Annotated in this window: 12 protein-coding genes; 4 read left to right on the forward strand and 8 right to left on the reverse strand. The window is 70.5% G+C overall.

From position 1 onward, the window contains the following. Positions 1-45: 45 nt before the first annotated feature. From glpK to ACFUO4_RS43775, 5 genes are all read right to left on the reverse strand, one after another. Positions 46-1,557 carry a glycerol kinase GlpK gene (glpK, locus tag ACFUO4_RS43755; RefSeq protein WP_383496328.1) on the reverse strand — a complete coding sequence of 504 codons (1,512 nt, stop codon included), beginning with the start codon at positions 1,555-1,557 and terminating at the stop codon, positions 46-48. Positions 1,558-1,579: 22 nt separating this feature from the next. After that, on the reverse strand, positions 1,580-2,305 hold the full coding sequence (locus tag ACFUO4_RS43760) for an MIP/aquaporin family protein (protein WP_383496331.1): 726 nt from the start codon (positions 2,303-2,305) through the stop codon (positions 1,580-1,582). A 319-nt stretch (positions 2,306-2,624) separates the two neighbouring features. Then, positions 2,625-4,262 (reverse strand): EAL domain-containing protein, encoded by a 1,638-nt coding sequence (locus ACFUO4_RS43765; RefSeq protein ID WP_383496334.1) that lies wholly within the window; start codon positions 4,260-4,262, stop codon positions 2,625-2,627. A gap of 121 nt (positions 4,263-4,383) precedes the next feature. Next, positions 4,384-5,574, reverse strand: coding sequence for a lipid-transfer protein (locus ACFUO4_RS43770; protein ID WP_383496370.1), 1,191 nt, complete (start codon positions 5,572-5,574; stop codon positions 4,384-4,386). After that, entirely contained in the window at positions 5,571-5,999 is a 429-nt protein-coding gene (locus tag ACFUO4_RS43775) for a Zn-ribbon domain-containing OB-fold protein (protein WP_383496373.1), read from the reverse strand. The genes ACFUO4_RS43770 and ACFUO4_RS43775 overlap by 4 nt, the downstream gene beginning before the upstream one ends. Positions 6,000-6,094: 95 nt before the next feature. Between ACFUO4_RS43775 and ACFUO4_RS43780 the strand changes: the two genes are divergently transcribed. After that, entirely contained in the window at positions 6,095-6,904 is an 810-nt protein-coding gene (locus ACFUO4_RS43780) for a M15 family metallopeptidase (protein ID WP_383496337.1), read from the forward strand. A 47-nt stretch (positions 6,905-6,951) separates the two neighbouring features. Beyond that, on the forward strand, positions 6,952-7,488 hold the full coding sequence (locus ACFUO4_RS43785; RefSeq protein WP_383496340.1) for an NUDIX domain-containing protein: 537 nt from the start codon (positions 6,952-6,954) through the stop codon (positions 7,486-7,488). Between the two features lie 3 nt (positions 7,489-7,491). Here ACFUO4_RS43785 and ACFUO4_RS43790 read toward each other — a convergent pair whose 3' ends face one another. Further along, positions 7,492-9,858 carry a glycoside hydrolase family 31 protein gene (locus tag ACFUO4_RS43790; protein ID WP_383496343.1) on the reverse strand — a complete coding sequence of 789 codons (2,367 nt, stop codon included), beginning with the start codon at positions 9,856-9,858 and terminating at the stop codon, positions 7,492-7,494. A gap of 213 nt (positions 9,859-10,071) precedes the next feature. Between ACFUO4_RS43790 and ACFUO4_RS43795 the strand changes: the two genes are divergently transcribed. Together ACFUO4_RS43795 and ACFUO4_RS43800 are read left to right on the forward strand one after the other, a co-directional pair. Beyond that, the gene (locus tag ACFUO4_RS43795) at positions 10,072-12,039 is read left to right on the forward strand and encodes an acetoacetate--CoA ligase (RefSeq protein ID WP_383496346.1); all 1,968 of its coding nucleotides are present in this window, start codon (positions 10,072-10,074) and stop codon (positions 12,037-12,039) included. A gap of 113 nt (positions 12,040-12,152) precedes the next feature. Then, on the forward strand, positions 12,153-13,046 hold the full coding sequence (locus ACFUO4_RS43800) for a hypothetical protein (RefSeq protein ID WP_383496349.1): 894 nt from the start codon (positions 12,153-12,155) through the stop codon (positions 13,044-13,046). A 69-nt stretch (positions 13,047-13,115) separates the two neighbouring features. Here the strand turns inward: ACFUO4_RS43800 and ptsP are convergent, their stop codons facing one another. After that, a complete protein-coding gene (ptsP, locus tag ACFUO4_RS43805) occupies positions 13,116-14,786 on the reverse strand; it encodes a phosphoenolpyruvate--protein phosphotransferase (RefSeq protein ID WP_383496352.1) in 1,671 nt (556 codons plus the stop codon). Between the two features lie 79 nt (positions 14,787-14,865). Beyond that, positions 14,866-15,315: a PTS glucose transporter subunit IIA gene (locus ACFUO4_RS43810; RefSeq protein ID WP_079313015.1), complete on the reverse strand. Its 450-nt coding sequence runs from the start codon at positions 15,313-15,315 to the stop codon at positions 14,866-14,868. Positions 15,316-15,748 lie beyond the last annotated feature (433 nt).

Genomic DNA, 15,748 nt, shown 5'->3' on the forward strand with positions numbered 1-15,748 from the left:
CGCACGCGCGTGAGGCCGGTTCTCCGACCGCACGCGCGCGTGCGGCTAGTTCGCCTCGTCTTCCTCCCAGCCGAAGCTCTTCTCCACGGCCTTGCGCCAATTGTGGTACTCGCGGTCCCGCACCGACGCCTCCATGGACGGCGTCCACTCGACGTCCTTCTGCCAGTGCGACTTGAGCTCGTCGAGGTCGTTCCACACCCCGGTGGCCAGCCCCGCCGCGTACGCGGCACCCAGACAGGTCGTCTCCGACACCTTCGGCCGGACCACCGGCACGTCGAGGACGTCCGCCTGATGCTGCATGAGGAGGTTGTTCTTGGTCATGCCGCCGTCCACCTTCAGGGTCGTGATGTGCACCCCGGAGTCCTGGAACATGGCGTCCACGACCTCACGCGTCTGCCAGCTGGTCGCCTCGAGGACCGCGCGCGCGAGATGGGCCTTGGTGACGTACCGGGTGAGGCCGGTGACGACCCCGCGCGCGTCGGAGCGCCAATAGGGCGCGAACAGCCCGGAGAAGGCGGGCACGATGTAGGCACCGCCGTTGTCCTCCACGCTCGCGGCCAGCGGTTCGATCTCGTCGGCGGTGCGGATGATGCCGAGTTGGTCCCGGAACCACTGGACGAGGGCGCCCGTTATGGCAATGGAGCCCTCCAGGCAGTAGACCGGCGCCTCACTCCCGATCTTGTAGCCCATTGTCGTCAGCAGGCCGCTCTTCGACGGCACCGGACGGTTGCCCGTGTTGAGCAGCAGGAAGGAGCCCGTGCCGTAGGTGTTCTTCGCCGTACCCACGTCGTAGCAGGCCTGTCCGAACACGGCCGCCTGCTGGTCGCCCAGCGCGGACGCCACGGGCACGCCCGCGAGTTGGCCGACTGCGGTGCCGTACACCTCGGCCGAGGACCTGATCTCGGGGAGGACGGCGTCGGGGACGTTCATGGCGGAGAGGATGGACTGGTCCCACTGGAGCGTTTCGAGGTTCATCAGCATGGTGCGGCCGGCGTTGGTCACGTCGGTGACGTGCCGGCCCCCGTCCGTTCCGCCGGTGAGGTTCCAGATGAGCCAGGAGTCGATGGTGCCGAAGGCGATCTCGCCGTTCTCCGCCCGCGCGCGCAGCCCGGGCACGTTGTCGAGCAGCCAGGCCGCCTTCGGCCCGGAGAAGTAGGTCGCGAGCGGCAGCCCGGTCTGCTCCCGGAAGCGGTCCTGCCCGTCGGGGCCGCCGAGTTGGTTGGTCAGCGCCGCGGTCCGGGTGTCCTGCCACACGATGGCGTTGTGCACCGGCTTCCCGGTCGCGCGGTCCCACAGGACCGTCGTCTCGCGCTGGTTGGTGATGCCGAGCGCGCTGAGCTGGTCGGCGCGCAGCCCGGCCTTGGCGAGCGCCCCGGCCACCACTGCCTGCACCTTGGACCAGATCTCGGTGGCGTCGTGCTCCACCCAGCCGGGCTTGGGGAAGATCTGGCGGTGCTCACGCTGGTCGACGGCGACGATGGCGCCGTCCTGGTTGAAGACGATGCAGCGGCTCGAAGTGGTGCCCTGGTCGATAGCGGCGACGAACTTGTCCGTCATGACGTCCCCTTCGTCGGTTCCTTCAGAAGGCTGCGTTGAAGATGAGCCCGGACAGCGCGCCGCCGATCAGCGGTCCCACCACCGGGATCCACGCGTAACCCCAGTCCGAGGTGCCCTTGTTGGGGATCGGGAGCAAGGCGTGGGTGAGGCGCGGGCCCAGGTCACGGGCCGGGTTGATGGCGTAGCCCGTGGGGCCGCCGAGGGACAGGCCGATGCCGGTCACGAGGAACGCGACGATGAGGATCGCGGTGCCCGACTCGCCGAGCCCCTTGGTCAGGCCGAACGCCAGGATGGGCAGCACCAGCCCGACGGTCGCGATGATCTCGGTGACGAGGTTCGCCACCGGATTGCGGATCGCCGGCGCGGTGGAGAAGATCCCCAGCGTCGGCTGGGCGATGTCCTCCTCGGCGTTGGCCTGGAACTGCGCGTAGTACACGAGCCAGCACAGCACCGCGCCAAGAACGGCGCCGACCATCTGCCCCGCGATGTAGATCGGCACCTTGTCCCAGTCACCGGTGTCGACGGCGATCCCGATGGTCACCGCCGGATTGAGATGGCCCCCGGACAGCGGCGCGGCCGTGTAGGCGCCGGCCAGCACACCGAAACCCCAGCCGAACGCGATGACCACCCAGCCCGCGTCCTTCGCCTTCGAGTAGTTGAGTACGACGGCGGCGACCACTCCGGTGCCGAACAGGATCAGGATCGCGGTGCCGATGATCTCACCGACAAATATGTCTCCGTTGCTCATGGCGGCTCCTTGGCCCCGGCCCGGGGTGTTCGACCCCGGTCCTTCGTGCAGGGTGCGTTTCCCACAGCGACTTCAGCCGGCGACGAGGAGGTCCCGCGCCCCGCCCGGCATCCGTGACGAGCGTGCCGTCGCAGTCGAATCGCCCGTGGGGGACGGGCCTCGGAGCAGCTGGGCCTGCGTGGCGCAGTGCGTGGATACGCCGAGAATGTACGGCGATGTCGACTGACATCGGAAGTGTTCACCGGTGTCCAGGGGGCGTCAAGGACGCGGACGACAACGGTTGAAGGGCGGCCTCGGCGACGCGCAGGGGAGGCCGTGCTCAGCGGGCGCCGGGGAACCCCACAGGCGTGGCGGCGTCCGCCCCTCGCCGGATCTGGTGCCCGGGCAGCCCCGCGTACCCCAGGACCCAGCTCGCCCCGCTCAGAGACTTCGCGGCCTTCTTGAGCGGCGCGAGACACGCCGCCGCCTGCCGGTGGTCCGTGACGCTGCCCGGTGCGCACACCACCGTGGCCAGGGACAACGACACGGGACGGCCGCCCGCCGACCACGGCGAGTCCAGCACGGACGCCGCCACCGGATCCAGTCCTTCCGGATCGGCCAGGACAAGGAAGTCGTCGCCCCCGATGTGGCCCACGCGCGTGCTGTCGGACGCCACACGCTGCAAGGCCCGCCCCACCGACCGGATCAGCTCGTCGCCCGCCGCGAAGCCGGCCCCGTCATTGACCTGCTTGAAGTGGTCCACGTCCAGCCAGCTCAGCGTGAACGCCCGCCCGTCCGCGATCCGCCGGTCGACCTCGCCGGTGATCGCGTCCGAACCCGGCAGCCGGGTCAGCGGATTGAGCCCCACCGCCTCCTCCACCCGGGACTCGGCCAGCGCCCGCACCAGGTCCGCGAGACGTACGACGCCCACACATCGGCCGAAGTGGTCCACGACGGCCACGTCGTCCGACGTACGGTCCCGCCCGCCGACCGCCACCACGTCCAGGACCTCCCACGCGGTGGCGTCCACCCCCACCGTGCGAGGCACGTCGCCCAGCTTGGCGGCCGGTCGGTCGGCGTAGAGAGCGTGCCCGTACCGCCCGGACATCGACAGCAGGAACCTGGAACGGTGCACCGATCGGACCGGCACCCCGTGAGCGTCCACGAGCAGCACCCCGGACACCTCCGGCGACCCGGTCAGCAGCGCCCGCACATGGCCCGCCGACGCGGTGACGGGCAGCAGCGCGGCGGGCCGCACGAACTGCCGCACCGAAGGCCCCGAGCGCGGCAGCGAGGCGGCGCCGGGGGAGCGGGGCGGAACGTATACGTCCGCCGCGGACAGCCGGGCCGGCGGCGCGAACAGCTCGCCCTGCGCCAGCTGCGCACCGGCCGCCACCGCGGCCGCACACTGCAGTTCCGTCTCCACCCCTTCCACCGACAACAGCGCCCCGAGCTGCTCGCACAACGTGCGCATCGCCCGCACCGCCGCGGGCCGGGCGAGCAGCGACGCGTCGAGCTTCACCAGGTCGGGCGCCATGTCCGTGAGCAGCCGCAGGGGTACGTCGCCGTCCCCGACCCCGTCCGCACTGATCCGGAAACCCTGGCCGCGCAGCGCGCCCACGGCCTCCAGGAGTGCCTGCTGCGGCACGTGCGTGTACGGCGGCGAGATGTCGATCGTCACCTCCCACGGCAGCCTGCCCGCCTCCCGCACCGCGGTGTGCAGCGAGGTGAGCCCGCCGAGGTCGGCGAGGGTCGCCGCGAACACGTTGACGTGCAGAGGCAGCAAGGTCTCCTTGCGCGCGGCCGCGCGGATCGCCGAGACCGCCAGCCTGCCGTCGAGCTCCGGATCACGACGGGCCTCGGCGAGGACGTCGCCGGTCTCCGGGCGGGCGAGTATCTCCAGCCCCGCGACCGCACCGGTCGCCAGGTTGACCACCGGTTGGAAGGCGAAGCGGAGAGTATCCGTCCAGGAGGGCACGGGAGCATGATGGCGTCGCGGGCGCACGCCCGAGCGCAGTTCATGAGACGTTCACGCAGGATTCCCAGGTGATCACGCAGCGTACGGGAAAGCCCTTGCCCTCCGACTCCGGCTGCCGTCTTCAGCGCACCGCGACCACCGCCGACCCGTGCCCGAACAGGCCCTGGTTCGCCGTGATCCCCACCCGGGCCCCGGCCACCTGCCGGTCGCCCGCAGTGCCCCGCAACTGCCAGGCGAGTTCGCACACTTGGGCGATCGCCTGCGCCGGGACGGCCTCCCCGAAAGACGAGAGCCCTCCGCTCGGGTTCACCGGCATGCGCCCGCCGAGGGCCGTGGCACCCTCCCGCAACAGCTTGGCCCCCTCGCCCGCGCCGCACAGCCCGAGGTCCTCGTACCACTGCAACTCCAGGGCGGTGGACAGGTCGTAGACCTCCGCCAGGGAGAGGTCCTCAGGGCCGACACCCGCCTCCTCGTAGGCGGCCCCGGCGATCGACTCCCGGAACGTCTGCGCTGCCGGCTCCACCGCCACCGCGGAGTCCGTCGCGATGTCGGGCAGGTCCAGCACGGTGTTGGGGTACCGCGGCGTCACCGTCGACACCGCGCGGATGCGCACCGGCTCCGCCACGCCATGGCGACGCGCGAACTCCATGCTGGACAGCACCAGCGCGGCACCGCCGTCCGAGGTCGCGCAGATGTCGAGCAGACGCAGCGGATCGGCGACCACCGCGGAGGCGGCGACCTCCTCACCGGTGACCCGCTTCCGGTAGCGCGCGTTCGGATTGAGCGCTCCCATGGCCGAGTTCTTCACCTTGACCTGTGCGAAGTCCTCCACTGTGTCGCCGTGGACGGCGATCCGGCGCCGCGCGTACAGCCCGAAGTAGGTCGGATTGGTCGCCCCGAGCACCCGGAAGCGCAACCAGTCGGGGTCGTCGGGCCGATCCCCGCCGGCGGGCCGGAAGAACCCCTTGGGCGCCGCGTCGGCCCCCACGACGAGCACCACGTCCGCCAGCCCCGAAAGGATCTGGGCCCGCGCGGTGCCGACGGCCTGCGCTCCTGAGGCGCAGGCCGCGTACACGCTCGTGACCCGGGCTCCCTGCCACCCCAGCGCCTTGGCGAACGTCGCCCCGGCCACGTATCCCGGATAACCGCCGCGTACCGTGTCCGCGCCGACGATCGAGCCGATCTCCCGCCACTCCAGCCCGGCGTCGGCGAGCGCCGCGCGGGCCGCCGTAGCCCCGTACTCGACGAAACTGCGCCCCCATTTGCCCCAGGGATGCATCCCCGCGCCGAGCACCGCCACCTCACCCGTCATGCCCCCACCCCCGTCGTCGGCCGCCACTGCCAGGTCGTCCACACCGTCTGCGGGTCCTCATGGAGCACGCCGGGCACGACCTCCACCTCCATGCCCACCGCCAGATCGGCGACGCTCAGCCCGGGCACCCCCTGCCCGAGAACCACGATCCGCTCCGCGGCCAGTTCTACAGCGATCAACGCGTACGGCTCCCACGGAAGTTCCGGATCGGTCACATAGGGTGACGGGGGCCGGTACCGGCCGTCCGTGTAGGACCACACGCGCCCGCGCCGCGACAGGGGCACCTCGGAGAGTTCGCCGCCCGCGCACCGCGGATTGCGGCAATGGAGGTCCTCGCGAGGGAAGAAGACCGCGGCGCAGGCGGAGCAGCGGGTGCCCAACAGGCGGAACGCGTCCCCCTCGCCGCCGAACCATCCCTCGACCACAGGAGTGCGTGAGCGCGACAAGATCCCTCCCCGGCTGATCTGACGGAACGTCAGAAGTGTGTCACGGGACACCTGAGATGGGCAGAGGCAGAGGCATGACACGACTCTCGCGCGCGCTGCGCGGACTGGGCACCGCACTCGCTGCCCTGCTGACCGTGACCGCCGTCTCCGCGACCGCACGGGCGACGCCGGAACCCAAGGCACCCAAGGACTTCGTGGCGCTCAGAACCGTGGACCCGACGATCATCCAGGAGATGCGCTACTTCACCCCCCACAACTTCGTCGGGGAGCGTATCGACGGCTATCAGCAGCCCCTGTGCATCCTCACCCGCCCCGCCGCCGAAGCGCTCCACAAGGCACAGGGAAAGCTCCTGAAGCAGGGCTACAGCCTCAAGGTGTACGACTGCTACCGCCCGCAACGCGCGGTCGACCACTTCGTCCGCTGGGCCGAGGACCTCGACGACCAGGCCATGAAGAGCGAGTTCTACCCGAACGTCGACAAGACGCGCCTCTTCGAAGACGGCTACATCGCGGCGAAGTCCGGCCACAGCCGCGGCTCGACCATGGACCTCACGATCGTGCGCCTGCCCGCCAAGCCGACCCGGCCCTACCACCCCGGCGAGACCCTCGTACCCTGCTACGCGCCCCAGGACCAGCGCTTCCCCGACAACTCCGTCGACATGGGCACCGGATTCGACTGCTTCGACGCCCTCGCCCACACCCTCGACCCACGCATCCAGGGCACACAGCGCGCCAACCGGCTACTGCTCAAGTCCACCCTGGAAGGCCTCGGCTTCGTGAACCTGGCCGAGGAATGGTGGCACTACACCTTCAAGCCCGAGCCCTACCCGGACACCTACTTCGACTTCCCGGTGTCCAGGAAGTCCCTTTCAGGCAAACACTGAGCCGCCCCCGGAAGACGCCCCTCCGATGATCGGATACAGTCCGCCGCGTGTCCGAAACTCAGCACCCCACCCCCAACTCCGCGCCCGACTCCCACTGTTCGAGCTGCGGAACGCCCTTCGGAGAGGGCGTCACCGGTTGGCCCCGCACCTGCCCCGCCTGCGCCACCGTGGCCTACCGCAACCCGCTCCCGGTCGCGGTGGCCCTCCAGCCCGTGTACGACACCAAGGGCACCAGCCTCGTCGTCATCACCCGCACCGTCGCCCCCGCGCGCGGAGGCATCGCACTGCCCGGCGGCTACATCGACGACCGTGAGGACTGGCGCCAGGCCGTCGTCCGCGAGCTCAAGGAGGAGACCGGCATCGACGCGGCGAGCCGCGACGTACGCCTCGTCGACGCCATGAGCTCACCCGACGGGCACCTCCTGCTGTTCGGGTCCCTGCCCGAGCGCCCGGCGGAAGGCCTGCCCGCGTCCGCCGCGACGGACGAGACAGAAGGCTGGCACCTCCTGCGCAGGCCCGAGGAACTCGCCTTCCCCCTGCACACGCGCGCGGTACGGGCCTGGTTCGAGGGCCGGTACGTCTGAGCCTCAGCGCTCCTCGGCACCTCGCACACGCACCGGGTGAGGCGGCGCGCTCACGCCGTCCTCACCCTCTCGCTCCACCACCACCCGCCGCCCCTGCCAGCGGGCGACGTACCGCTCGATCTCCGGCTCGTCCCACCCGTCACCCGCATCCGGCACGACCAGCCCGCCACCGGTGCGTCCCCGCGCCGGTGCCCACACCTCCAGCTCCAGCCCGCCGTCCTCCCCGCGCACCGGAAGGACGGCACCCGCGCGCGCGAGCACCGGAATCCGCGACAGCGGGGCGTCCACCAGGATCTGCCCCGGCCCGTCGTACGCCCGCCCCGTCGCCGTGTCGTACCAACGCCCCCGTGGCAACTGCACGGCACGCCGGTCCGCGCCCGGGTCGAGCACCGGCGCCACCAGCAGACAGTCACCCAGCAAGAAGGCGTCCTCACAGTCGCGCAGCGCCCGGTCCTCCGGTATGCCCCACCACAACGGCCGCACATAGGGCGTGCCGGTGCGCCGCGCCAGATGCGCCAGCGTCATGAAGTACGGCAACAGCCGCCGACGCTCCGCGAGCGCCACACGCGCGTGCTCCAACACCTCGGGCCCGAACTCCCACGGCTCCCGGCGCCCCGCCCGCAGACTCGCATGCGTGCGGAACAGCGGCAGATACGCGCCCAGTTGGAACCACCGCAGATACAGCTCGGGCGACGGACTCCCGTCGAAGCCGCCCACGTCCGGCCCCGAGTACGGCACCCCGCACAGCCCCAGCCCCATCACCAGCGACAGCGACGCCCGCAGCCCGGGCCAGCCCGTGGCCACGTCACCGGACCACGCGCCCCCGTAGCGCTGCAGGCCGGCCCACCCGGCCCGCGAGAACACGAACGGCCGCTGCTGCGGGGACAGCTCCCGCAGGCCCTCGTAGGCGGCCCGAGCCATGCACAGCGCATAGACGTTGTGGGCCTCGCGATGATCGCCACCCCGTCCCTCCAGGGCATGCCGGGCCGAACGCGGCAACGTCGACTCCCCGAAGGCCGTGAACGACGTGGGCTCGTTCATGCCGTGCCAGAAGCCGGCGAACCCCTGGCCCAGCCGCTCCTCGTACAGCCCGCCCCACCACTTGCGCACGCGCGCGTGCGTGAAGTCGGGAAAGACCGACTCCCCGGGCCACACCTCGCCCCGCACCAGCTGCCCCGCCCCGTCCCGGACGAACGCGTCCACGGCCGTCCCGGCGTCGAACACGGCATTGCCCGCCTCAGCCCTGACCGCCGGGTCGACGATCGACACCAGCCGGATCCCGTCCCGCCGCAGATCCGCGGAGAGCCGGGGCAGCTTCGGGAAGCGCTCTTGGTCGACGGTGAACACCTGGTGCTCGTCGTAGTGGTCGATGTCCAGGTGGACGGCGTCCAACGGCAGATCGCGCTCCTGATAGCCCGCGACGATCCGCCGTACCTCCTGCTCGCTCCCGAACCCCCACCGCGCGTGCTGGTAGCCCAGCGCCCAGGCCGGCGGCAGCGCCGGCGCACCCGTGAGCGAGGCCCAGGCGAGCAGCACGCGCGCGGGAGTACCCACCATCACCCAGCAGCGCAGCGGACCGCCGGACATCCGCAGTTCGGTCGACCCGGGCCGGTCGTGCCCGGAACCGGCCCCCTCCTCGCCTTCCCGCAGGGTCACCGTGCCGTCCCACGTGGTGTCGTGGAAGACCAGATGCGTGGCCGCGTCGGCCACCACCAGCTGCACCGGCATCGTGAGGTACAGCGGATCGTCACCCGGACCGAAGGCACGACCGGGGTCGGTGTTCCACAGCCGGTATGTGCCGTTCCGCAGCCGCGGCCCCGAGGCCCGCCCGCCCAGCCCGAAGAAGCGGGCGTCCGCCGAGACCTCCGACCGCTGCATCCAGCGCGCCGCACCCCCGTCGACCGGCTCCCACCAGCGCGGCGGCAGATCGCGGCGCAGGGTCACCCCACCGGGCGTCTGCACCTCGACCGCACCGTGCCGTGAGACGACGACCGTGGCCCGCTCGGCCACCACCCGCCACCCGCCGTCCTTGTCCGGCTCCAGCACCGCCCGCGGGTCCGGCTCGGGAGACCGGCCCGACAAGGCGTACGACGGCTCGGGAGCGGCCCCGTCCCAGCCCCAGAACACCGCCCCGTTCACCGCCACGGTGATCCGCAGCTCGGATCGGCTGAACCGGATCACTCCGCCTCCGAGCCCGGGTTCCACGTCCTGCACCGAACCGGGCACGCGCGCCCGCTCGGCCCCCCGCGCCGGCAGCCCGGCGGCATCGGCACGCCGCGTGCGCCAAGCCGCCCGTACGGTACGCAACCTCTGGGCCGCCCCCGCCGAACCGACCGCCTTCATCGAACGCACCAGGTCACGACCGTTCATGCTGTTCACCCTGCCACTGACCGCCCCACGCGCGTGTGTCGTTCAACTGCCGTTCACCCGTGCCGGGACCACATCTTCACGACACGGACTATGTGGGGCGCACCCTGGTGCAGAAGTCGATCACATGGCATCGTCCGTGTCATCCGCGTCACGCGCACACCCCCGCCCGTGCGCGGACGCCGCACACGACGCGCACAGTCCGGGAGCCGCCCCATGTCGACCGTGAACCCCCAGCCGCTCTGGCAGCCCGATCCGGAACGTATCGCACGGGCACAGGTCACCAGGTTCCAGGCCTGGGCCGCCGAACACCACGGCGCCCCCTCCCAGGGCGGCTATCCCGCACTGCACCGCTGGTCGGTCGACGAGCTCGACACCTTCTGGGAAGCCGTCACGGAATGGTTCGACGTACGGTTCTCCACCCCCTACGCGCGCGTACTGGGCGACCGCTCGATGCCCGGCGCCCAGTGGTTCCCCGGCGCGACCCTCAACTACGCCGAACACGCCCTGCGCGCGGCCACCACCCGCGCGGACGAACCGGCCCTCCTCCATGTCGACGAGACCCACGAGCCACGACCGGTCACCTGGTCCGAACTGCGCCGCCAGGTCGGCTCCCTCGCGGCCGAACTCCGCACGCTCGGAGTACGTCCCGGAGACCGCGTCAGCGGATACCTCCCCAACATCCCGCAGGCTGTCGTCGCCCTCCTCGCCACGGCCGCGGTCGGCGGGGTCTGGACCTCCTGCGCCCCCGACTTCGGCGCCCGCAGCGTTCTCGACCGCTTCCAGCAGGTCGAACCCGTCGTCCTGTTCACCGTCGACGGCTACCGCTACGGCGGCAAGGAACACGACCGCCGCGACATCGTCGCCGAACTCCGCCGCGAACTGCCCACCCTGCGGGCCGTCGTCCACATCCCGCTCCTCGGCACCGAGGCCCCGGAAAGCGCCCTGGACTGGTCCGTCCTGACGAGCGCCGAGGTGGAACCCACCTTCGAACAGGTGCCCTTCGACCACCCACTGTGGGTGCTCTACTCCTCCGGCACGACCGGCCTCCCCAAGGCCATCGTCCAGTCCCAGGGCGGCATCCTCGTCGAACACCTCAAACAACTCGGCCTGCACTGCGACCTCGGCCCCGAGGACCGTTTCTTCTGGTACACCTCGACCGGCTGGATGATGTGGAACTTCCTCGTCTCCGGCCTGCTCACCGGCACGACGATCGTCCTGTACGACGGCAGCCCCGGCTACCCCGACACCGGTGCCCAGTGGCGGATCGCCGAACGCACCGGGGCCACGCTCTACGGCACCTCGGCCGCGTACGTCATGGCCTGCCGCAAAGCCGGCGTACACCCCGGTCGCGACTTCGACCTCTCCAAAGTCCAGTGCGTGGCCACCACCGGCTCGCCCCTGCCGCCCGACGGATTCCGCTGGCTGCACGACGAGGTCCGCGACGACCTCTGGATCGCCTCCGTCAGCGGCGGCACCGACGTCTGCTCCTGCTTCGCCGGCGCCGTCCCGACCCTCCCGGTCCACATCGGCGAACTCCAGGCGGCCGGCCTCGGCACCGACCTCCAGTCCTGGGATCCCAGCGGAAAGCCCCTTGTCGACGAGGTCGGCGAACTCGTCGTCACCAATCCCATGCCGTCGATGCCGATCCACTTCTGGAACGACCCCGACGGCAGCCGCTACCACGACAGCTACTTCGACACCTACCCCGGTGTGTGGCGCCACGGCGACTGGATCACCATCACCTCCCGTGGCTCCGTCGTCATCCACGGCCGCTCCGACTCGACGCTCAACCGCCAGGGCGTACGCATGGGCTCGGCCGACATCTACGAAGCCGTCGAGCGCCTCCCCGAGATCAAGGAATCCCTCGTCATCGGCATCGAACAGCCCGACGGCGGCTACTGGATGCCCCTCTTCGTGCACCTGACCCCCGGGACCACGCTGGACGAAGACCTCCTCCGCCGCATCAAGCAGACGATCCGCGAACAGCTCTCACCACGCCACATCCCCGACGAGATCATCGAAGTGCCCGGCATCCCGCACACCCTCACCGGGAAACGCATCGAGGTCCCCGTCAAGCGGCTGCTCCAGGGCACCCCCTTGGACAAGGCCGTCAACCCGGGCTCCATCGACAACCTCGACCTGCTCCACTTCTACGAGGACCTGGCCCGCAAGCGCGCCTGATCCGATTCCGCCGCCGACGCCCCGCGCCGGCGGCGGAATGCCCAGCCCACCCCCGTTGTCAGTGCCGCCGATTACTGTGAGTGAGCATTGATCGACTGTGCACAGGGGGAAAAATGACACACACCGACCACCAGACCATGCGACGCGTCCTGCGCCGCGAAATCGCCGGCACCATCGGCGTGCTCACCGACGAGCACGACTTCCGGGCCATGCGCCGCTACCGCAGCTTCACGTTCGACGACCACACCCGCTATCTCCAACAGGTCGAGGCCCTCCTGCGCACCCGCGCCTCCCAGGGCAGCCACACCACGGTCGCCCTGTTCGACCCCGAGGACTACGCCGCCTTCTGCGCCGACACAGGCCTCGACCCGGACATCCCGTCCAGCCGCACCCGATTCACCGCCGAACTCGCCGCCACGGGCCCGACCATCCCGTACGACGGCCGCCCCTTGGCCGACCTCGTCCCGGCCCTGATCGACGAAGCCGTCCGGCAGGCCACCTGGGAGTACGCGTCCACACTCCTGGCCCGCCTCGGTGCCTGCGCCTCCTGCGGAGAGGACATCGGCCGAGCAGCCTTCACCTGGGCCTCCGGCCTCCTCGTCCGCATCCTCGACACCGCGCCCCCGGGCAACCGACACCTCGTGTGCAGCGTCTCGGGAGCCCCCGAAACACTCGTCGCGGTCCTCCACGCGGACACGGCCGCCGACGGAGACGTCCAGCTGGACGAGGCCGAAGCCCTCGAATTCACCACGGTCCTCGCCCTCGGCCTCGCCACCCAGAGCCCCGGCGGACTCGTCATGCGCACGAGCGCACCCGGCGCCACCGACCGCATCTACGGCTGGCGGCTGCGCGGCGAAGGCCTCGAGCCCCTGACCGCGGGCGAGGTGTTCGACGCCTACTGCACCGACATCGAATCCGGCGACCTCATCTCACCGGAATCCGACGTCGACTACTGCGTACCGCCGGACCTCGGACCGGCGGACCCGACGCCAGGACACCATCACTGAAAAGAAGAGGGGCGCCCCACCCACAGGTGGAGCGCCCCTCCATCAAAAACCCGACTGCGAGAGCGACCACTACTCGCCGGACAGCACCGCCTGAGCGGCATTGCGCGCCTCATCGGCACTGTCCGCAGCACGTGCGGCAGCAGCGGCCCGCTCGCACTGCGCCAGCGTGTACTTCGTCAGAGTCGCCCGTACATAAGGAATCGACGCCGCACCCATGGAGAGCGAGGTGACCCCCAGACCGGTCAGCACACAGGCGAGCAGCGGGTCGGACGCGGCCTCACCACAGACACCACAGCTCTTGCCCTCGGCCTTCGCCGCCTCAGCGGACAGCGCCACCAGGTCCAGCAGAGCGGGCTGCCACGGATCCTGCAGCCGAGACACCGCGCCCACCTGACGGTCCGCGGCGAAGGTGTACTGCGCGAGGTCGTTCGTCCCGAGCGACAGGAACTCGACCTCCTGCAGAATCGACCGCGCCCGCAGCGCGGCCGACGGGATCTCCACCATCGCGCCGAACTTCGCCCGCAACCCCGCCGCACGACACGCGTCGGCGAACGCCTTGGCATCCGCACGGTCCGCCACCATCGGGGCCATGACCTCGAGATAGACCGGCAGCCCCTCAGCGGCCTTAGCCAAAGCCGTCAGCTGCGTGCGCAGCACTTCGGGGTGATCGAGCAACGTGCGCAGACCACGCACACCCAGCGCCGGGTTCGGCTCGTCGCCAGGCGTCAGGAAGTCCAGCGGCTTGTCCGCGCCGGCATCCAGCACCCGGACGACGACACGACCCTCGGGGAAAGCCTCGAGCACCTGCCGGTAGGCCTCGACCTGCTTCTCCTCCGACGGGGCGTTCTTGCTGTCGTCCAGGAAGAGGAACTCCGTACGGAACAGACCCACACCCTCGGCACCGGCCTCCACCGCGGCCGGCACGTCCGCCGGACCACCGACATTGGCCAGCAGCGGCACCTTGTGACCGTCGGCCGTGGCACCCGGTCCGGTCGACGCCGCGAGCGCCGCCTTGCGCTCGGCAGCGGCCGCCTCCAGCTCCGCCTTCTTCGCCTCGCTCGGCTCCACGAAGATGTCGCCGGTGCTGCCGTCGACAGCGATCACCGTGCCTTCGGCCAGCTCACCGGCGCCCGGCAGAGCGACGACAGCCGGGACGCCGAGCGCCCGCGCCAGGATCGCACTGTGGCTGGTCGGCCCGCCCTCCTCGGTCACAAAACCGAGAACCAGCGTCGGGTCCAACAGAGCCGTGTCGGCGGGCGCCAGATCACGAGCCACCAGGACATAGGGCTCGTCACTGTCCGGGACACCCGGCATGGGAACCCCGAGCAAACGAGCGACGATACGATTCCGCACGTCGTCGAGGTCGGCGACCCGACCGGCGAGGTACTCACCGGCCCCTGCCAGCAGCTCGCGGTACGCCGCGAACGCGTCGTACACGGCACGCTCGGCCGTGCTGCCGACGGCGATACGCCGGTCGACGTCCGCCATCAGCTCCGGGTCCTGGGCCATCATGGCCTGGGCCTCGAGCACGGCCTGGGCCTCACCGCCCGCCAGATTGCCGCGCGCAATCAGATCGGCGGCCACAGCTTCCACGGCCTTGCGGGCGCGCCCCTGTTCGCGCTCCGCGTCCTCCGCCGGAATCTGCTTGGCAGGCGGTTCGAGAACCGCCGTTCCCATGTGCCGAACCTCGCCGATGGCCACACCGTGGCTCACGCCGACGCCTCGCAGCGTTGCTTCCATCTCACCCGTCTCCGATAGTGCGGCGGGTCCCGCCGCCGCGGTGGTTGCCACTACATGCCGTCATACGACGGTCTTGACGTCATGCCCAGGCGAAGAGGCTGTCGCCGGCCTTCACATCGCCGCTGTCACGCAGTTCGGAGAGGGCCTCGGCCGTGGCCTCGAGCGCCACGACCGGGCAGACCGGCGACTTGCCGGCCGCCTCCACGGCAGCCGGGTTCCAGCGCACGACGCTCTGGCCGCGCGTCACGGTGTCCCCCTTGTTCACGAGCAGCTCGAAACCTTCGCCGTTGAGCTGCACGGTGTCGATGCCGAGGTGGGTGAGCACGCCGTGGCCCTGGTCGTCGACGACGACGAAGGCGTGCGGGTGAAGCGAGACGATGACTCCGTCGACGGGCGCGACAGCCTCGGAAGGCTCACGCACGGGGTCGATCGCCGTACCCGGGCCGACCATGGCCCCGGAGAAGACCGGATCGGGCACGGAAGCCAGTCCGATGGCGCGTCCTGCAAGAGGGGACGTCACGGTGGTCATGGGAAGCCTCCCAGGGGTGGAGATCTGAATGGGCCGTCACTGCCTGTATCGGACGGCGCACTGTTCAGCAGGGTATGTCATATGAAGTACGGGTTCCGCGTGAGAGCCCGCCGCCTGCTGCCCCGTCGCCGACGAGTGGTCTAGACCATAGCCCATATCGATTTGCACGTGCTCCGAAGCCCCGTGTACAGTCGTACTCCTGCCCGGGGTTGAGCGACGCCGCCAAGCGTCCTTGCCAGGCAGCAACCAAACTTGTCAGATCCTATCTCTGGATCTCCTTCTGCATGCCTGCGGGAGGGTGGTCTGAGGGCCGGAAAAACACTGATAGAGTTTGAAACACCGAAGGGAAGCGCCCGGAGGAAAGCCTGAGAGAGTCTCTCGGGTGAGTACAAAGGAAGCGTCCGTTCCTTGAGAACTCAACAGCGTGCCAAAA

Origin of the sequence: Streptomyces sp. NPDC057280 (assembly GCF_042668605.1) — a bacterium.
In the GTDB taxonomy this organism is placed as follows: Bacteria; Actinomycetota; Actinomycetes; order Streptomycetales; family Streptomycetaceae; genus Streptomyces.